General features: G+C 52.3%; 17 protein-coding genes. 1 reads left to right on the plus strand and 16 read right to left on the minus strand.

Annotated elements, in window-relative coordinates; all coding sequences use genetic code 11:
- Positions 1–149 precede the first annotated feature (149 nt).
- The gene (gene polA / locus ORY85_RS07660; RefSeq protein ID WP_274572483.1) at positions 150–2948 is read right to left on the minus strand and encodes a DNA polymerase I; all 2799 of its coding nucleotides are present in this window, start codon (positions 2946–2948) and stop codon (positions 150–152) included.
- A gap of 232 nt (positions 2949–3180) precedes the next feature.
- Between polA and apbC the strand changes: the two genes are divergently transcribed.
- Positions 3181–4260, plus strand: a complete 1080-nt coding sequence (gene apbC / locus ORY85_RS07665) for an iron-sulfur cluster carrier protein ApbC (RefSeq protein WP_274572533.1) — start codon at positions 3181–3183, stop codon at positions 4258–4260.
- A 291-nt stretch (positions 4261–4551) separates the two neighbouring features.
- On the opposite strand, the gene ORY85_RS10595 is transcribed toward apbC, so the two are convergent.
- From ORY85_RS10595 to ORY85_RS07735, 15 genes are all read right to left on the minus strand, one after another.
- A complete protein-coding gene (locus tag ORY85_RS10595; RefSeq protein ID WP_367575884.1) occupies positions 4552–4788 on the minus strand; it encodes a hypothetical protein in 237 nt (78 codons plus the stop codon).
- A gap of 425 nt (positions 4789–5213) precedes the next feature.
- Complete coding sequence (locus ORY85_RS07670) at positions 5214–5828, minus strand: YigZ family protein (RefSeq protein ID WP_274572484.1); 615 nt, start codon at positions 5826–5828, stop codon at positions 5214–5216.
- Positions 5825–6871 (minus strand): low specificity L-threonine aldolase, encoded by a 1047-nt coding sequence (locus ORY85_RS07675; RefSeq protein WP_274572485.1) that lies wholly within the window; start codon positions 6869–6871, stop codon positions 5825–5827. The genes ORY85_RS07670 and ORY85_RS07675 overlap by 4 nt, the downstream gene beginning before the upstream one ends.
- Before the next feature lie 222 nt (positions 6872–7093).
- The gene (locus tag ORY85_RS07680) at positions 7094–7261 is read right to left on the minus strand and encodes a hypothetical protein (RefSeq protein WP_274572486.1); all 168 of its coding nucleotides are present in this window, start codon (positions 7259–7261) and stop codon (positions 7094–7096) included.
- A gap of 58 nt (positions 7262–7319) precedes the next feature.
- The gene (locus tag ORY85_RS07685; RefSeq protein ID WP_338577922.1) at positions 7320–8234 is read right to left on the minus strand and encodes a Z1 domain-containing protein; all 915 of its coding nucleotides are present in this window, start codon (positions 8232–8234) and stop codon (positions 7320–7322) included.
- Positions 8137–8553, minus strand: a complete 417-nt coding sequence (locus ORY85_RS07690) for a hypothetical protein (protein WP_274572488.1) — start codon at positions 8551–8553, stop codon at positions 8137–8139. Before ORY85_RS07690 ends, ORY85_RS07685 begins: the two co-directional genes overlap by 98 nt.
- A gap of 171 nt (positions 8554–8724) precedes the next feature.
- Complete coding sequence (locus ORY85_RS07695; protein WP_274572489.1) at positions 8725–8946, minus strand: hypothetical protein; 222 nt, start codon at positions 8944–8946, stop codon at positions 8725–8727.
- A gap of 3 nt (positions 8947–8949) precedes the next feature.
- Positions 8950–9423 (minus strand): hypothetical protein, encoded by a 474-nt coding sequence (locus tag ORY85_RS07700; protein WP_338578478.1) that lies wholly within the window; start codon positions 9421–9423, stop codon positions 8950–8952.
- Positions 9410–9991, minus strand: a complete 582-nt coding sequence (locus tag ORY85_RS07705; protein ID WP_274572490.1) for a restriction endonuclease PLD domain-containing protein — start codon at positions 9989–9991, stop codon at positions 9410–9412. The genes ORY85_RS07700 and ORY85_RS07705 overlap by 14 nt, the downstream gene beginning before the upstream one ends.
- Entirely contained in the window at positions 9988–10344 is a 357-nt protein-coding gene (locus ORY85_RS07710; RefSeq protein ID WP_274572491.1) for a DNA cytosine methyltransferase, read from the minus strand. The genes ORY85_RS07705 and ORY85_RS07710 overlap by 4 nt, the downstream gene beginning before the upstream one ends.
- Positions 10341–11084, minus strand: a complete 744-nt coding sequence (locus ORY85_RS07715) for a DNA cytosine methyltransferase (RefSeq protein ID WP_274572492.1) — start codon at positions 11082–11084, stop codon at positions 10341–10343. The genes ORY85_RS07710 and ORY85_RS07715 overlap by 4 nt, the downstream gene beginning before the upstream one ends.
- A gap of 314 nt (positions 11085–11398) precedes the next feature.
- On the minus strand, positions 11399–12337 hold the full coding sequence (locus ORY85_RS07720; protein WP_274572535.1) for an electron transfer flavoprotein subunit alpha/FixB family protein: 939 nt from the start codon (positions 12335–12337) through the stop codon (positions 11399–11401).
- An 11-nt stretch (positions 12338–12348) separates the two neighbouring features.
- On the minus strand, positions 12349–13095 hold the full coding sequence (locus tag ORY85_RS07725; RefSeq protein WP_274572493.1) for an electron transfer flavoprotein subunit beta/FixA family protein: 747 nt from the start codon (positions 13093–13095) through the stop codon (positions 12349–12351).
- Between the two features lie 143 nt (positions 13096–13238).
- The gene (waaC, locus tag ORY85_RS07730) at positions 13239–14219 is read right to left on the minus strand and encodes a lipopolysaccharide heptosyltransferase I (protein ID WP_274572494.1); all 981 of its coding nucleotides are present in this window, start codon (positions 14217–14219) and stop codon (positions 13239–13241) included.
- A 114-nt stretch (positions 14220–14333) separates the two neighbouring features.
- The gene (locus tag ORY85_RS07735; RefSeq protein WP_274572495.1) at positions 14334–14975 is read right to left on the minus strand and encodes a nicotinamidase; all 642 of its coding nucleotides are present in this window, start codon (positions 14973–14975) and stop codon (positions 14334–14336) included.
- Between the last annotated feature and the right edge of the window lie 94 nt (positions 14976–15069).

A 15069-nucleotide genomic window follows, 5' to 3' on the forward strand; every position in this document is an offset into this window, starting at 1 on the left:
TGGTTCGAGTTCCTTTATTTACAATCCGTTAAATTCGAAGAAACCCAACTATGTCTGCTCCCATAGTCCTCTCCTTTACTCCCGCCAAAGGCTGTACCGGTAAAACGACATTAACCGCAAACTTGACCGATCTGCTTTCGGCCAAACCGCTAATGCGCTTCCTCCCAATTGGCACCCACGCCCACTTCTGCCACCAAAGGCACCGACAGCACGCCTCCGCCGACAGCGGCCATGATTTGCGGCAGGATCCGCCGGACGACCGCCAATTCGGCCTGCGGTACTTCCAACACCAATTCGTCATGCACCTGCATCAGCAGTTTGGCCGACAGGCCGTCTGAAACCAGCCGGCCGGATACGGCAATCATGGCCTGCTTGATGAGGTCGGAAGCCGTTCCCTGCATGGGCGCGTTAATGGCGGCACGCTCGGCGGCGGCGCGGCGGGTAGCGTTTTTGTCCCGAATATCGGGCAGGTAGAGACGGCGGCCGAACAGGGTTTCCACATAGCCCTGCGCGGCGGCCTGCTCTTTGGTACGCTGCATATAGTCGGCCACGCCGGGATAACGGGCGAAATAGCGGTCGATAAAATTTTTCGCCGACAGATTGTCGATGCCCAGCGATTTGGCCAGCCCGTATTGCCCCATGCCGTAAATCAGGCCGAAATTGATGGTTTTGGCATAACGCCGCTGCTCGCTGCCCACATTTTCGGGCGGCACGCCGAATACTTCTGCGGCGGTGCGCCGGTGAATGTCTTCGCCGTTTTGAAATGCGTCGAGCAGGGTTTGGTCGCCGGACAGATGCGCCATGATACGCAATTCGATTTGCGAATAGTCGGCCGACACCATCACGCTGCCTTCCGGCGCGATAAAGGCGCGGCGCACGCGGCGGCCTTCTTCCGTACGGATCGGAATGTTCTGCAAATTGGGATTGCTGCTGGCCAAACGGCCGGTTACCGCGACGGCCTGCGCGTAGGTGGTGTGCACGCGGCCGGTTTGCGGATCAATCATTTCGGGCAGTTTGTCGGTGTAGGTCGATTTCAATTTGGCCAAACTGCGGTTTTGCAGAATGATTTTGGGCAGGGGGTAATCGGGTGCGAGGGCTTCGAGTACCGCCTCGTTGGTGGACACGCCGCCGGAAGCGGTTTTTTTCAGCCCTTTGGTGGGAATGCCCATTTTGCCGAACAGGATTTCCTGCAATTGTTTGGGCGAATTCAGATTAAACGGCTGTCCTGCGGTTTCGTAGGCCGCCTGCTCCAACTGCAGCAGACTGCCGCCCAACTCATGACTCTGGCGCGCCAGTTCGGCTTTGTCGATCAACACGCCGTTGCGCTCCATTTCAAACAAGACTTGGGCAACGGGCAGTTCCATATTCCGGTACATGGCCAGCTGCCTGCCGTCCATCTGCCCGCGCAGATGCGCTTCGATGCGCAAAGCGAAATCGGCATCTTGGGCGGCGTATTCGGCTGCCTGTGCCAGTGCCACATCGGCAAAGCCGATTTGTTTCGCGCCTTTGCCGCACAGCGATTCGTAAGTAATCGTGGGCAGACCCAGCCAGCGCTCGGCCAATTCGTCCAGACCGTGCCCCAAATGGCTTTCGACAATATACGAGGCCAGCATGGCATCACCCGCAATGCCTTTGAGGGCGATACCGTAGTTGGCGAAAATATGCTGGTCGTATTTGAGGTTCTGGCCGACTTTGTTCAGCGCGCCGTTTTCCAGATGCGGTTTCAGACGGCCCAACACATCATGCAAATCCAGCTGCTCGGGCGCGGCAGTGGGCGTATGGCCGAGCGGAATGTACACGGCATCGCCTGCGGCAAAGGCGAAGCTGATGCCTACCAGCCGTGCTTCCATCGCATTGAGGGCAGTAGTTTCCGTGTCGATGCCGACCGTATCCGCCTGCACCAGCCTGGCCAGCACGGCAGCAAATGCCGCTTCGTCGGTAATCGCTTGATAGGACAGGGTTTCGGGCTTGGGTGCTTGGGGGCGTATGCCGTCCGCAGGGGCGTTTTCAGACGGCATTTCTGCCGCCAAGGCCGCCTGTTCGCCGATATGCGCCGCACCGGACAAATCCTGGCTGCCCCCGTGCATCTGCTCCTGCGCTTCTTTGAGCCATGTACGGAAATTCAGCCGTTTGAATTCGGCCGCCAGTTGCGCCCACTGCGGCGTGCGGCGGCGCAGGCTGTCCGTTCCCTCCGGCAGTTCGGCGTGCAGATCCACATCGGTTTTAATCGTTACCAGCTGATAAGAAAGCGGCAGTTGCGCCAGCGCGGCGTGCAGGTTTTCGCCCACTTTGCCTTTGACCGATCCGACATTGGCCATCACGTTTTCCAGCGTACCGTATTGTTCCAGCCATTTGACGGCGGTTTTGGGGCCGCATTTTTCCACACCCGGCACATTGTCCACCTTGTCGCCCATCAGCGCGAGATAGTCGCGGATTTGCGCAGGCAACACGCCGAATTTGGCCTTCACGCCCGCTTCGTCCAAGGTTTCGCCGCTCATCGTATTCACCAGCGTCACGCGTTCGGAAACCAGCTGCGCCATATCTTTATCGCCGGTGGACACCACCACATTCCAGCCTGCCGCTTCGCCCTGTTTGGCCAGCGTGCCGATGACATCGTCGGCCTCCACATCAGGTACCACCAGAACCGGCCAGCCCATCAGGCGCACCAAATCCGGCAGCATCTCGGCCTGCGGACGCAATTCGTCGGGCATGGGCGGGCGGGTGGCTTTGTAGTCGGGGTACATTTGATGGCGGAAATTTTTGCCCTTGGCATCAAATACCACCGCGCAATAGTCGTGTTCATAATCGGCACGCAGGCGGCGCAGCATATTGAGTACGCCGTAGAGCGCGCCGGTGGGCGTACCGTCGGGCGCGGTCAGCGGCGCCATCGCGTGAAAAGCACGGTAGAGATAGGAAGAACCGTCGACAAGTAAAAGTGTGGAAGACATGATATAGGCCGTCTGAAAATCGAGTGCCCATTATAAAGGCTGGCGGGCGATACGCCTATTTTCAGACGGCCTGCGCCCCACGGCTGCCGCCCGGAATCCAAACCGGTGCAGTGCGCCGTCCGAAAACTGCCGGTCAATCGGCCGTACCGCCCGCAAAGCCGTCTGAAAATGCTAACATACCCGAGTTTTAAGGTCGGGTATCCCGGCCGCCACTTCACACAAGAAAGGCCGCATCATGAAACCGAACACCGCCGCACTGCTCGATGCCGTCGCCCTGCCGGGCAGCAGCCGCACATTGGGCAGCGAAAAAGCCGTCCGCCGACTGAACGAAACCGCCGACCACATCGAAATCGCCCTGCAATTCGATTTTCCCGCCAACCATCTGTCTGCCGACATCGAGCGCAATATCCGCGCCGCTCTAGCTGCGGCGGGCGAGCAGCGGCCGCTTGTGCTGACGCAGGAGAGCCGTATCGCCGTCCACAAAGTCCGCCCCGGCGTGAAAACGCTTTCCGGCGTGAAAAATATGATTGCCGTGGCTTCGGGCAAAGGCGGTGTCGGCAAATCGACCACAACGGCCAATCTGGCCGCCGCCATGAACGCCCTCGGCGCGCGCGTGGGCGTACTCGATGCCGACCTTTACGGCCCCAGCCAGCCCGCCATGCTCGGCGTGGCCGGTGCCAAACCCGAACAGCGCAACGGCCGGTTTATACCTGTGCGCACCGCCGAAGGCATTCAAGTGATGTCGATGGGGTTTTTGGTAGAACACAATCAGGCCGTGGTATGGCGCGGACCGATGATCAGTCAGGCATTGCAGCAATTGCTGTTTCAAACCGATTGGGACGACATCGACTATCTGTTTATCGACCTGCCGCCCGGCACGGGCGATATTCAGCTCACGCTGGCGCAGAAAATTCCGGTAACCGGCGCGGTGGTAGTAACGACACCGCAGGATATTGCGCTGATTGACGCGCGCAAAGCAGTGGATATGTTTGCCAAAGTGCAGATTCCGATTTTCGGCATACTGGAAAATATGTCGCTGCACATCTGCACCCGCTGCGGGCACCGCGAAGCCGTTTTCGGCAGCGGCGGCGGTACGGAAATGGCTCAACAGCTGGGCGTGCCGCTGCTGGGGCAGCTGCCGCTCTCCCTGCCCGTGCGCGAGGCCATGGATCGGGGCGAAGCGGCAAAACTGCAACAAAACTATCCCGACATTGCCGCCGTTTACCGCGATGCCGCATTCCAAACCGCCTTGGCCGCCGCCGACAAAGGCCGCGATTACAGCAGCGCATTTCCCAACATCGTGGTGGAATAAACGCACCTTCCCGCAACCATAGGTCGGATTCCCGAATCCGACGGCATCAATGCAATCCGACACGGCGCACAGCCGATTCTGTTTTCCGCCTGTCGGATTCCAAAATCCGACCTACCCGATTCGCGCATACCATCAAGCCACATCGCCGCCCTCAAACAGTATGCCCGAATCGGGTAATCAGCATTAAAAGGCCGCCTGAAAAACACGCTTAACGCCGTTTCACCAGCCCGCAAGCCGGTTTCCCGAATCCGACCTGCCGAATTGCCGCAGCATCCACCCAAGTTTTCCCCCTCACCAAACAGCTTCGGAGAACTGGACACAAAAAGACCGAATCACGGATTCGGAATTTCCGCCGGGCAGCAGCCCGACCACCCCGTTTACCGCCTGATGACTGAACAGGCAATACTCGGACAGACCGGACAGTACACCGGCATCGATTATCAGGACACGCAAACCTGAACCGGCCGGCCAACCGGCCAAGTTTGCGGTTAACGTCGTTTTGCCGGTACAGCCTTTGGCGGAAGTCAAGGCGAAAACGATGGGCGTAGACAGAATCGGGTTCCGTTGAATTTAACAGATTGTAAGCAAAGGAACCCGAAACGGGCTGACGCCGGTAATCATAATTGCGGCATCAACGGTGCTGTGAAATTTTGTTAAACTCCCTAGGGCCTGTAATATATAAGGCCGTCTGAAAAACACGCTTAACGCCGTTTTAACAGCCGTAGATCGGATTCTTGAATCCAGCATCAGCCGCAATCCGACACGGCACCCTGTCCGATTCTGTTTCCGCAAGTCGGATTCAAGAATCCGACCTACCGATTAGCATCAATCCGATTTTTTCCATCACCAAACAGCATTTCCCATTCGGCAAACCGGGCACAAAAAGGCCGTCTGAAAACGCGGCAACTCCGGTTTCAGACGGCCTCAAAGGCTGTTTTGATTAAACTTTTTACTCAATCCGCAAACGGCACATCACGCACTTCAATCTGCCGGGTCTGCCGCCATGCGGCTTCGGCTGCCTCGGCCTGCGCCAGCGGCACGCGCACGGTCAGGCGGCAGTCGAGCTGCAAATCCTGTGCCGCCACTTCGGCCTGATGCCGCTGCGCGATACGGATGGCATCGTTCAAATGCGGATAGCCGCAACGCAGATACAGCGTTTTCTCGATATTTTTTTCCACAATCTGCGCCTGCTGCAGGGCGGCGGCGGTGCTGCCTTTATAGGCCTGAATCAGCCCCGGCACGCCCAAAAGTGTGCCGCCGAAGTAGCGCACCACCACCACCAGCGTATCGGTCAGGCCGAACGAATCGATCTGGCCCAGAATCGGCCGCCCCGCACTGCCCGAAGGCTCGCCGTCGTCGTTGGCGCGGAATTGGTTGCCGTCGGTACCCAAGCGGTAGGCATAACACCAATGGCGTGCTTTGTGGTGCGCCTCGCGCTGCGTATCCACATAACGTTTCACTTCTTCCGTACTGCGCACGGGGTAGGCATAGGCGATAAAGCGGCTGCCTTTTTCCTTGATTTCCGCCTCGGCCGCCGCCGCCAAAGTCAGATAGGCAGCCGCGCTCACGGCAATGCCCGCCGAAGAGCCTGCAACAGGGCTTCGACATGGTGCGCACGGGTATCGAAACTGCACACAAAGCGCACCGTGCCGCTTTCGTCCCAATCATAAAAATGGGTATGCGCACGCACTTTGTCTGCCACGCCCGGCGGCAGTTTGGCAAAAACCGCATTGGCCTCGACCGGATAACACAATGCCACGCCGTCCAACTGCGCCAAACCGTCGGCCAAAAGGGCGGCTGCACGGTTGGCCTGCCCGGCCGCACGCTGCCACAGGCCGTCTTCCAGCAACGCAATAAACTGCGCCGAAATAAAGCGCATTTTGGAAGCCAGTTGCAGATTCATTTTTCGCAGATATTTCAGGCCGTCTGAAACCTTTTCGGGTTGGGGCACCACCACGCATTCGCCCAGCAGCAGGCCGTTTTTCGTACCGCCGAACGATAAAATGTCCACCCCCGCATCGGCAGTGATTTCACGCAGGGAAACATTCAAAGCTGCCGCCGCGTTGGCCAGCCGCGCCCCGTCCATATGCAGCACCATACCGCGTTCGCGGCAAAATGTACTGATGGCGCGGATTTCAGACGGCGTATAGACCGTGCCGCATTCCGTGCTCTGCGTGATGCTCACCGCCAATGGCTGCGCGCGGTGTTCAAAACCGAAACCGTGCGCCTCGCGCGCAATCAAGTCGGGCGTGAGCTTGCCGTCCGTCGTCGGCAGCGGCCACAGCTTAAACCCGCCCACGGCCTGCGGCGCAGTACTTTCATCGGCATGAATATGCGCCGTTTGCGCACAAATCACCGCACCCCAGCGCGGCAGACAGGCCTGCAAGGCCAACACATTCGCCCCTGTGCCGTTGAATACGGGAAAGGCTTCGGCCGTTTCACCGAAATGTTCTTTTACCAAATCCTGCAAACGCGCGGTATAGGGATCCTGACCATACGCGCCCGTATGGCCGCCGTTGGCCGCTGCAATGGCAGCCATAATCTCGGGCAGCACACCGGAATAATTGTCGGAAGCGAAAGAATGGGAATCGGGGGAATGCAAAGGAATCATATCGGCCTTTCTCTCAAATAAAAGGCCGTCTGAAAGCGGTATCGCCCGTTTTCAGACGGCCTTTTCAGGCGGATTGTAGCACAAGGCTGATGCCCTGCCGCCCGATAATCCGCCCGCGCCACCGCCGTATTCCAAAGCCCCACCCGCTCCTTATGACGGTTCAACCCTGTATATTCTAGGCTTGGGCTTGCATCTTCGTAGCATTTGAGTGACCAATAAAAATCATCTCAAACCCCAATAAACGGCTCCTTTGTACGGCAATTTAATATTAGGCAACCAAAATGCCGTTCCTTGCCAACCGCGCTTTGCATCACCTGTTACTTGATACAACGTCAGCAACAAATCATCGGAGTATTTTTCGCCTAATTTACGATCGGGTTCTGATAACATGGTACCCGTTCCCTTGCTCAATTCGCGGTTTCGTTTTATCAGAATACGGCTTTAAAACTCAGACGCTGATATTGCAGGCTTGGATATTGGCAATAATTTTGTCCTTATCCCAATCATCTTTTTGATAACTCCCCAAATTTTTTAGAATTTGCAACAGCCTTTCGGTATCAATTTCATGCAGACCATCTGCCATGCCATTAATTAAGCAGTCAATTTCAGTCAAATTATATTCATTGGGATAGCCGGGAAAATAATTCACTCCGCCCACTAAACTGTTCAGACTGTCTGAAACTAATACATTCTGGCGTGTCGGATTGATATTTTTCGGATAAATCATCTGAATATTTTGGCAGTCCGAACTAATCTGCTCAATCACTAAATCATTGGCCTGATTGAGTATAACGAAAAAACGGTATACATCAAACGGTAAAAACAGCCGCAATAAAGATTTATCGCGGTCATAACCAAAAATACGCGAATGTTGCCAAAATGTATCAGCATCGGGTTTTTTAGCGGTACGGCTGTAATAAACCGTTTGCAGTTTGGGAATCGTCAAACCGCGTCCAATCACATTACCGCCCACGATAATATTAAAACCTTTATCCAGTTGAAAATCTGTTTCGGTTTGCGAATTTAGCACCAAAACATTAAATTTTTTCTGCTCCAATAATTCACATAGTTGAGCATAAATATCTTCAAAATGATGAATATCAGGCTTGGTTTTCTGCAAATCCTGGTAGACCGTCTGAAAAATATCTTTCAAATCATCGTCATCACCATGATTCAAAGACTGCACCAAATCATTCAAATGTGCTTTGATTTTATCGACAAATGCCCGGTGATCGGCAATTTTCACACTGGGATGCAGCGCAAAATTACAATTTTTTCTGCCACACAGCATAAACTCTGCACAAGTTAGTAAATATGTTTGTAAAGCCCGCAATACACATTGCGGAAATTTCCGCACTGTCATCTTTCATTTCCGCCAACTCATTGTCTACAAACCACACAACATAGCTGGGTGGGTCGCAGAACACAAATTTACCGCCGATATAATTTTCCCCAGCCTGAAAATAATGCACAAATTCAGGTTGCCAGTTTGATTGTTCGTTTTGTAATAAAAGTGTCTGTGGCGTAGCCGTTAATTGAATAAACAGGCTTTGACAGCAAACACTTTTAATGTCGTCTAAATGGCGATTGACCGCACTGCGTTCTATGGCTTTATCTGCATTGGTATTCAAACTGGCAGCATCGGCTTCATCATCAATGATAATCAGGGTATAATCTTTCAAGTGTGCTTTACTTTGAAACACATCCCGCCAACGATGTAAAATCGCGAATTTTTCTTGATTACCACCATTATCGGCAAATCTTGTTTCAGCATTTCATCAAGCAAATTATCATGAGTCTCATCTAAAACAATAAATTTATCCAAAAATTTATCCAAATTATTTTTAGCGCGGTTAAGCGTTTGCATTTGCAAATGCACTGGCAATACCCAACACTTGTGCAGTTTTGCCACTTTGTACATTGCCCACCAATAAAACATTGTGTGCTTTTTTCATCGTAGGCGTGATTTTATCGAATGTGGTCTTATCTAATTTTGTCAAAAATTCTGTTACCGTATTTTTTACAGATATTGCCAATTCAGAAGGGTTGAGTTGATTCAAATATGTTTGCAGCATTTTTTACAACTCCTTCCCTTTGAATGATAACAACCCAATATTGGGATCATCGGTTGACCGCAGTTCAAACTGATTATTACCGTATTCGCGCAAAACCTCATCGGTAACCATTTGTCCTGTTTTCAGGCAGCCCGAAACTTCCAAACGCCCTTTTATCCACTTTCCCAATGTTTTCAAATCATTCTCGGAACGGAGATTTTTGGCAAAATCCCCCGATGTTTTACAAGAAAATTGCCAACCATCGTCGGTAATCACAGTAAATGTTTGCTCACGCGGATAGCCATCTTGTCTGGTAATCTCGTTAGACACAATCAATTCCACTTCATACCAAGAACGGGGTTTCACAAAACCGCGTTTATCACGCCGGCCTTTGCCAAAAAAGCAATTTAAATTGCTTTTTTCTTCGGTTTTGGCTTGAATGGCAAATTGATATTGTGCTGGCTGTCTGAAAAGTTCAGCGACTTTACTTTCCTCGATTTTTTAACTCCGAGACAGTTTTCCAAATGCACATTGTGCAGTTTAAAAATGGTCGGTTCATTGGCTTGATGAATGGCATGCCTAAATCTTCAATGACAGCTTGAATATTGCTCCGAAAATGTAAAGCACTTTGGCGTTCATCAATATGAAACATGGTTTCATAAGTTCGTTCGGTTTTGTCCCAAAAGCAGGTTAAGTTTGCCGACCCAATCAAACCGTCCAACTTATCCTGATTTTTGAACGAATACATTTTTCCATGAAATTTGACACGGGGAGACACACGAACGGACCCCCGCTTTTCAGTTTGCAAAAATGTATCCAGCTCACACAAACTGCGGTATTGAGGCTGTGAAAATCCTTCCAAATAATGCATACCTACCAATAGCTCGATTTTTTGAATTTGATGATTTAATTCTAAGATTTTATGCAATTCTTTTACGGCATCGTTGGAAACATAGCCCGTTGCCATCAAAACCTCATCTGCTGATTTAAACAAATCAAACCAAACCGTATTGAGCGATTTATCGGTAATTTTCGCAGGATACAAATTAGAAAATACCGTATTCATCGCTTGCCTCCACGAATTTTGCTTAATCTGTCATGAAATAAGATCGCTTTTTCTTGTGCTAATTTTTCGTGCAAATCTACCTTTGTATAATTTCCCGAAAAAATCGGTAATATGGCTTTGGCAAGCTCTACTACGCCCAATGGCGGTACAGCATTACCAATTTGCCGGCGGACTTCGGTGGCAGAACCGACAAATTCAAAATCATCAGGGAAACTTTGCAGGCGGGTGCGTTCACGGTTGGTAAAGGGACGAGGTTCGGGGTAGTGATAGCCCCATGTTCCACCACCACCCGCCGCAATAATGGTTTTAGACGGTTCATCGCGATGCATACGGCGATAAACATGGCTGATCATGCCTTTAGATGGCCTTTGGGAATATCGGTAAAATTACCGCCCTCAGGAATGAGATCAAGCATTTGGCGCGTTTTATCGCTAATATTGAGCAATTCCTGATTTGTTGCGGATTTAGGAATATCCCGCATGGCTTTACCAGCTGTAACATAAGGTTTTAGGCCGTCTGAAATACCATGCGTAGAATGTGGATGTTGAAAATCAAAGCCCGTATCCAAGCGTATGCCCACAATGAGGACACGTTCACGAAACTGGGACACGCCAAATTCAGCAAAGTTATAAAGTTTAGCTTGGACGTAGTAACCGCAACTTTCAAAATCAGTAATAATCTGCTGAATAGCTTTTTTCTTATTGGCAGTTAATAGACCTTTGACATTTTCTGCCACAAACACTTTGGGCTTTTTCGCATTCACAAAACGCAGAAAGCTTTTGTACAAATTTCCGCGCTCGCCATCCAAACCAGGTTGTTTCCAAATCATGGAAAAATCCTGACAAGGAAAGCCGCCTAAAATAATGTCGCAATCAGGGATACTTGGATCATTTGGGTTAATCTGCTCAATATCCCCCTCAATAATCACATTACCGATATTTTTACGGAAACTCTCACACGCCCAGTATGAAAAATCATTTGCCCATACAGTTTTATATCCTGCCAGATGAAAGCCAAGATCCAAACCACCACACCCTGAAAATAAGGAAATAATTTTAGGCTTGTTTGTTGTTGAACTAGAATTAACCTGCATGGACGACCCCCATGCAGCTAAAAAAGAGTCGGCTCAGAAAAGCCTTTTGAATTTGAATACTTTTATGCGTTAGGCAGGCAGGCAGGCAGGCAGGCATTATGCCGTCTCTCATTACTCCTGCAAGTTTATTTATCATTTTTTTCTTTCCTAATATAGAACAGTTTTCAATTCCCTGAAAGATATTAACCATTTTTTGAAACAAAATCTAGAACCGGAATTCAAGAATCCACCCCACATTCATCAGGCCGTCTGAAAAAGGATTTCCCCGTTTTCAGACGGCCTGTTTCACGTGAAACATTTGTTTGTACACTCGCTTATGATTTTTGCAGCGCAGCCGTCAGCTTCGGCACGATTTCAAACAAATCGCCGACGATACCGTAATCCGCCACATTGAAAATCGGCGCATCGGGGTCTTTGTTGATAGCAACAATCACTTTGCTGTCCTGCATACCGGCCAGATGCTGAATCGCACCGGAAATACCGACGGCGATATACAGTTCGGGCGCAACGACTTTTCCGGTTTGTCCCACTTGGTAATCATTCGGCGCATATTCGGCATCGACAGCGGCACGGCTGGCTCCGATGGCGGCATTCAGAGCATCGGCCAAGGGGGTCAGCAGGGCGTTAAACTGTTCGGCGCTGCCCAAAGCGCGCCCGCCGGAAACAACCACGCGGGCTTGGGTCAATTCCGGCCGGTCGGATTGGGTCAGCTCCCGGGAAACGAAACGGCTCAGATTTTGTGCCGGCAACGCCGCCACCGTTTCGATTACGGCATTACCGCCCTCGGCCGCTGCGGCATCAAATGCAGTCGGTCGGAAAGTGAGTACCAATTTTTCTTCATCGCTGCGCACGGTAACAAAAGCATTGCCGGCATAAATCGGGCGCACAAATGTGCTGCCGTCTACAATTTCGGTTAAATCGGATATTTGCGGGCAATCCAGCAGGGCGGCGATACGCGGCATCAGGTTTTTGCCGGCAGCAGTAGCGGCAGCAGTCAAATAACGGTAGCCTGCCGCCAGCGAAGCGGCCAGCGGTGCGGTTTCTTCAGCCAAACTTTCGGCATAATGCGGTGCATCGGCCAGTAAAACTTTGGCCACGCCCTGAACGGATTTGGCCTGTTCGGCAACCGCCTGCGCACTGCTGCCGGCCACTAGGATATGCACTTCGCCCAGCTTGGCCGCTGCCGTTACGGCATGAAAGGTGGCGGGATTTAAGGTTTGGTTGTTATGTTCGGCAATCACTAATACGGTCATCATCGTTCTCCTTAAATCACTTTGGCCGCTTGCAGCTTGGCAACCAGCTCTTCTACACTGTTTACCCGGATACCTGCCTGCCGTGCTTTGGGTTCGGCATACGACAGTGTTTTCAGACGGCCTGCAACATCGACACCCCATTCGGCAGGCGTGGTTTTTTCCAGCGGTTTTTTCTTGGCAGCCATCAAATTGGGCAGTTTGACAAAGCGCGGCTCATTCAGACGCAAATCGGTACTGATGACGGCAGGCAGCTTTAAGGCGACTGTTTCCAAACCGCCGTCGATTTCGCGCGTTACCAGCACTTCGCCGTCCTCCAACACCACTTTTCCGGCAAACGTACCTTGCGGCGCATTCAGCAGCGCGGCCAGCATCTGCGCGGTTTGGTTGGCATCGTCATCAATCGCCTGCTTGCCCAGCAACAGCAATTGCGGCTGCTCTTTTTCCGCCACCGCTTTAATCAGTTTGGCCACCGCCAGCGGCTCAACGGCAGATTCGGTTTCAATATGCACGGCACGGTCGGCACCCATGGCCAGCGCAGTACGCAAGGTGTCTTCACATTTCTTCCCGCCGATGCTGACCGCCACGATTTCGCTCACTTTGCCTGCTTCTTTCAGGCGCACCGCTTCTTCTACGGCAATTTCGTCAAACGGGTTCATCGACATTTTGACATTATCGATGTCCACGTCCGATCCGTCGGATTTAATGCGCACCTTCACATTGAAATCCACCACGCGCTTGACTGCAACCAATGCTTTCATTATGCCTCCTCGATTAAGCCCGCCTGCGGCGGATAGATTGACGGAAACTCTACCTGTACCGGGACAGATAAAGGAATTATAGCCGAGATTAAAACGTCCCCAAGCCCCATATTCGAGCATTTATACCAAGATGCGTCCGTCTTTCAGACGGCCTCGACCACATCGGCAGCGGCCATATGGCGCAACAAGGCCCGATAAACTGCTTCCGGCTCCGGCATCTGTCCGACACCGCCGACATTACCCGCCAAAACCGACTGTTGCACACCGGTTTTCTGCGGATCGGTATCGGTATAAATCCCCACCAAAGGCACATTCAGCGCATTGGCCAAATGCAGCAGGCCGGTATCCACACCCGCCACGCCGCGCGCACTCTGCAACAGCGCCGCCGCCTCCATCAGACTCAGACGCGGACAGAGATGGGCAAACGGCAAGCCGTGCGCAATCGCTTCGGCACGCTGCCGCTCGCCTTCGCTGCCCCAAGGAAGATAAACCGCCGCACCGTCGCGCGCATTCAAACGCACCAGCAGTTCCCGCCAATAGTCTTGCCGCCATAGTTTGCTGTCCCGGCTGCTGGCATGCAGAGCCACATAATAAGGACGATGACGGGCAGGATTCTCCACAACCGGCGGCACTTCCGCACCGAACGCCAAACGCGGCGGCAGGGCATAATCGAACACTTGCGCAAAAAGCAGCCGGTTGCGCAATACGGCATCTTGGCCTTTGCGGACAAAAAAAGTTCTGTTATACGCCGCCGAAACCCAAGATTCACGCGCGCTTTGACGGTCCAACCCCATCAACGGCGCATTGGCAAGTTTGGCAAACAGCGCACTTTTAAACAAACCCTGACTGTCCAACACAAAATCGTAACGCTCCCGCATCAAAGTCTCTTTCAAATGCCACAGCGCACGCCAAGTTTCCATACTGCCTAAATTTTTACGCCACGCCCGCCAGCGCAAAGTATGCACGTTCCTCACAAACGGATGCAGCCGCGCGATATCGGCAAACGACTCCTCACACAGCCAATGAAGCTCAATATCCGGCTCCGCCTGCGCCAAATCCGTTACCGCAGGCAGCGTATGGATTAAATCCCCCATACTGGACAAGCGCACCAGCAATACTTTCATTCGATACCCCGCAACTGCCGCTCTATTTTCAGACGGCCTGTCTGTATGTTTCACGTGAAACATGCTAAACAGGCTCTGCACGGCAAGCGATGCCGTCTGAAAGGCCTAAATAAATCAACTGATTGATTTTAAATAATCTTTAATTGCTTCGGCGTTTTCCAGCACGACCGCACCGGCTTCGATCATTTCCGTCCAAGCAGCTTCAATCGTGTCGGGCGCGATACCGCGACAGGCCGAAGCATTGACAATCACCAGCCATTTTCCCGCACGCAGCAGCTGCAAAACCGTATGTTTCACGCAATAATCGGTTGCCAGACCACCCACCAGTAAAATATCGGCCTCTTTACTGCGCAACCACTCTACCAGTCCCGTACTCAGCCGCTCTTCAATATCGTGAAAACACGCACCGTAAGGGTGGAGCTGCGGATCCACCCCTTTCCACACACAATAATCATAACCGTCCAAATCCGGCAAACCATCCAGCAGTTCATAGCCGACCGAACCGACCATCGCATGCGACACCCATGTCAAATCGGCATTCGGCAGGCCTGTGCTTTTCAACATATCCACAGGATTATCCACAAGCCATGCCGCACTGGTATGGTGCGCGTCTTTCGTCATCACCCGCCAGTCGGCTAACGCCGCCTGGGCATTCAGTTCGGTCGCAATGGTGTCGCCTTCGGGAACGGGCAGTTCCGTCGGACAAAGCGGTGTGAACGTTTTTTGCGCATCTACATCAATCGAAACAATTTTCATAGCCAATGCCGCAGGTGAACAAAAGCACCCATTATAACAAAAGCCGTCCATGCCTATGCTACAATCGGTACTGCTTTTCCGCCAAGTTATCCAC

Source organism: Neisseria leonii (genome assembly GCF_028776105.2).
Taxonomy (GTDB): Bacteria; Pseudomonadota; Gammaproteobacteria; order Burkholderiales; family Neisseriaceae; genus Neisseria; species Neisseria leonii.

Excerpts from the sequence above, each read along its gene's own strand:
- polA (WP_274572483.1), bottom strand. The coding sequence starts at position 2,948 with ATGTCTTCCACACTTTTACTTGTCGACGGTTCTTCCTATCTCTACCGT.
- ORY85_RS07675 (WP_274572485.1), bottom strand. The coding sequence starts at position 6,871 with ATGATTCCTTTGCATTCCCCCGATTCCCATTCTTTCGCTTCCGACAAT.
- ORY85_RS07680 (WP_274572486.1), bottom strand. The coding sequence starts at position 7,261 with ATGTTATCAGAACCCGATCGTAAATTAGGCGAAAAATACTCCGATGAT.
- ORY85_RS07685 (WP_338577922.1), bottom strand. The coding sequence starts at position 8,234 with ATGACAGTGCGGAAATTTCCGCAATGTGTATTGCGGGCTTTACAAACA.
- ORY85_RS07695 (WP_274572489.1), bottom strand. The coding sequence starts at position 8,946 with ATGCTGCAAACATATTTGAATCAACTCAACCCTTCTGAATTGGCAATA.
- ORY85_RS07705 (WP_274572490.1), bottom strand. The coding sequence starts at position 9,991 with ATGAATACGGTATTTTCTAATTTGTATCCTGCGAAAATTACCGATAAA.
- ORY85_RS07710 (WP_274572491.1), bottom strand. The coding sequence starts at position 10,344 with ATGATCAGCCATGTTTATCGCCGTATGCATCGCGATGAACCGTCTAAA.
- ORY85_RS07715 (WP_274572492.1), bottom strand. The coding sequence starts at position 11,084 with ATGCAGGTTAATTCTAGTTCAACAACAAACAAGCCTAAAATTATTTCC.
- ORY85_RS07720 (WP_274572535.1), bottom strand. The coding sequence starts at position 12,337 with ATGACCGTATTAGTGATTGCCGAACATAACAACCAAACCTTAAATCCC.
- ORY85_RS07725 (WP_274572493.1), bottom strand. The coding sequence starts at position 13,095 with ATGAAAGCATTGGTTGCAGTCAAGCGCGTGGTGGATTTCAATGTGAAG.
- waaC (WP_274572494.1), bottom strand. The coding sequence starts at position 14,219 with ATGAAAGTATTGCTGGTGCGCTTGTCCAGTATGGGGGATTTAATCCAT.
- ORY85_RS07735 (WP_274572495.1), bottom strand. The coding sequence starts at position 14,975 with ATGAAAATTGTTTCGATTGATGTAGATGCGCAAAAAACGTTCACACCG.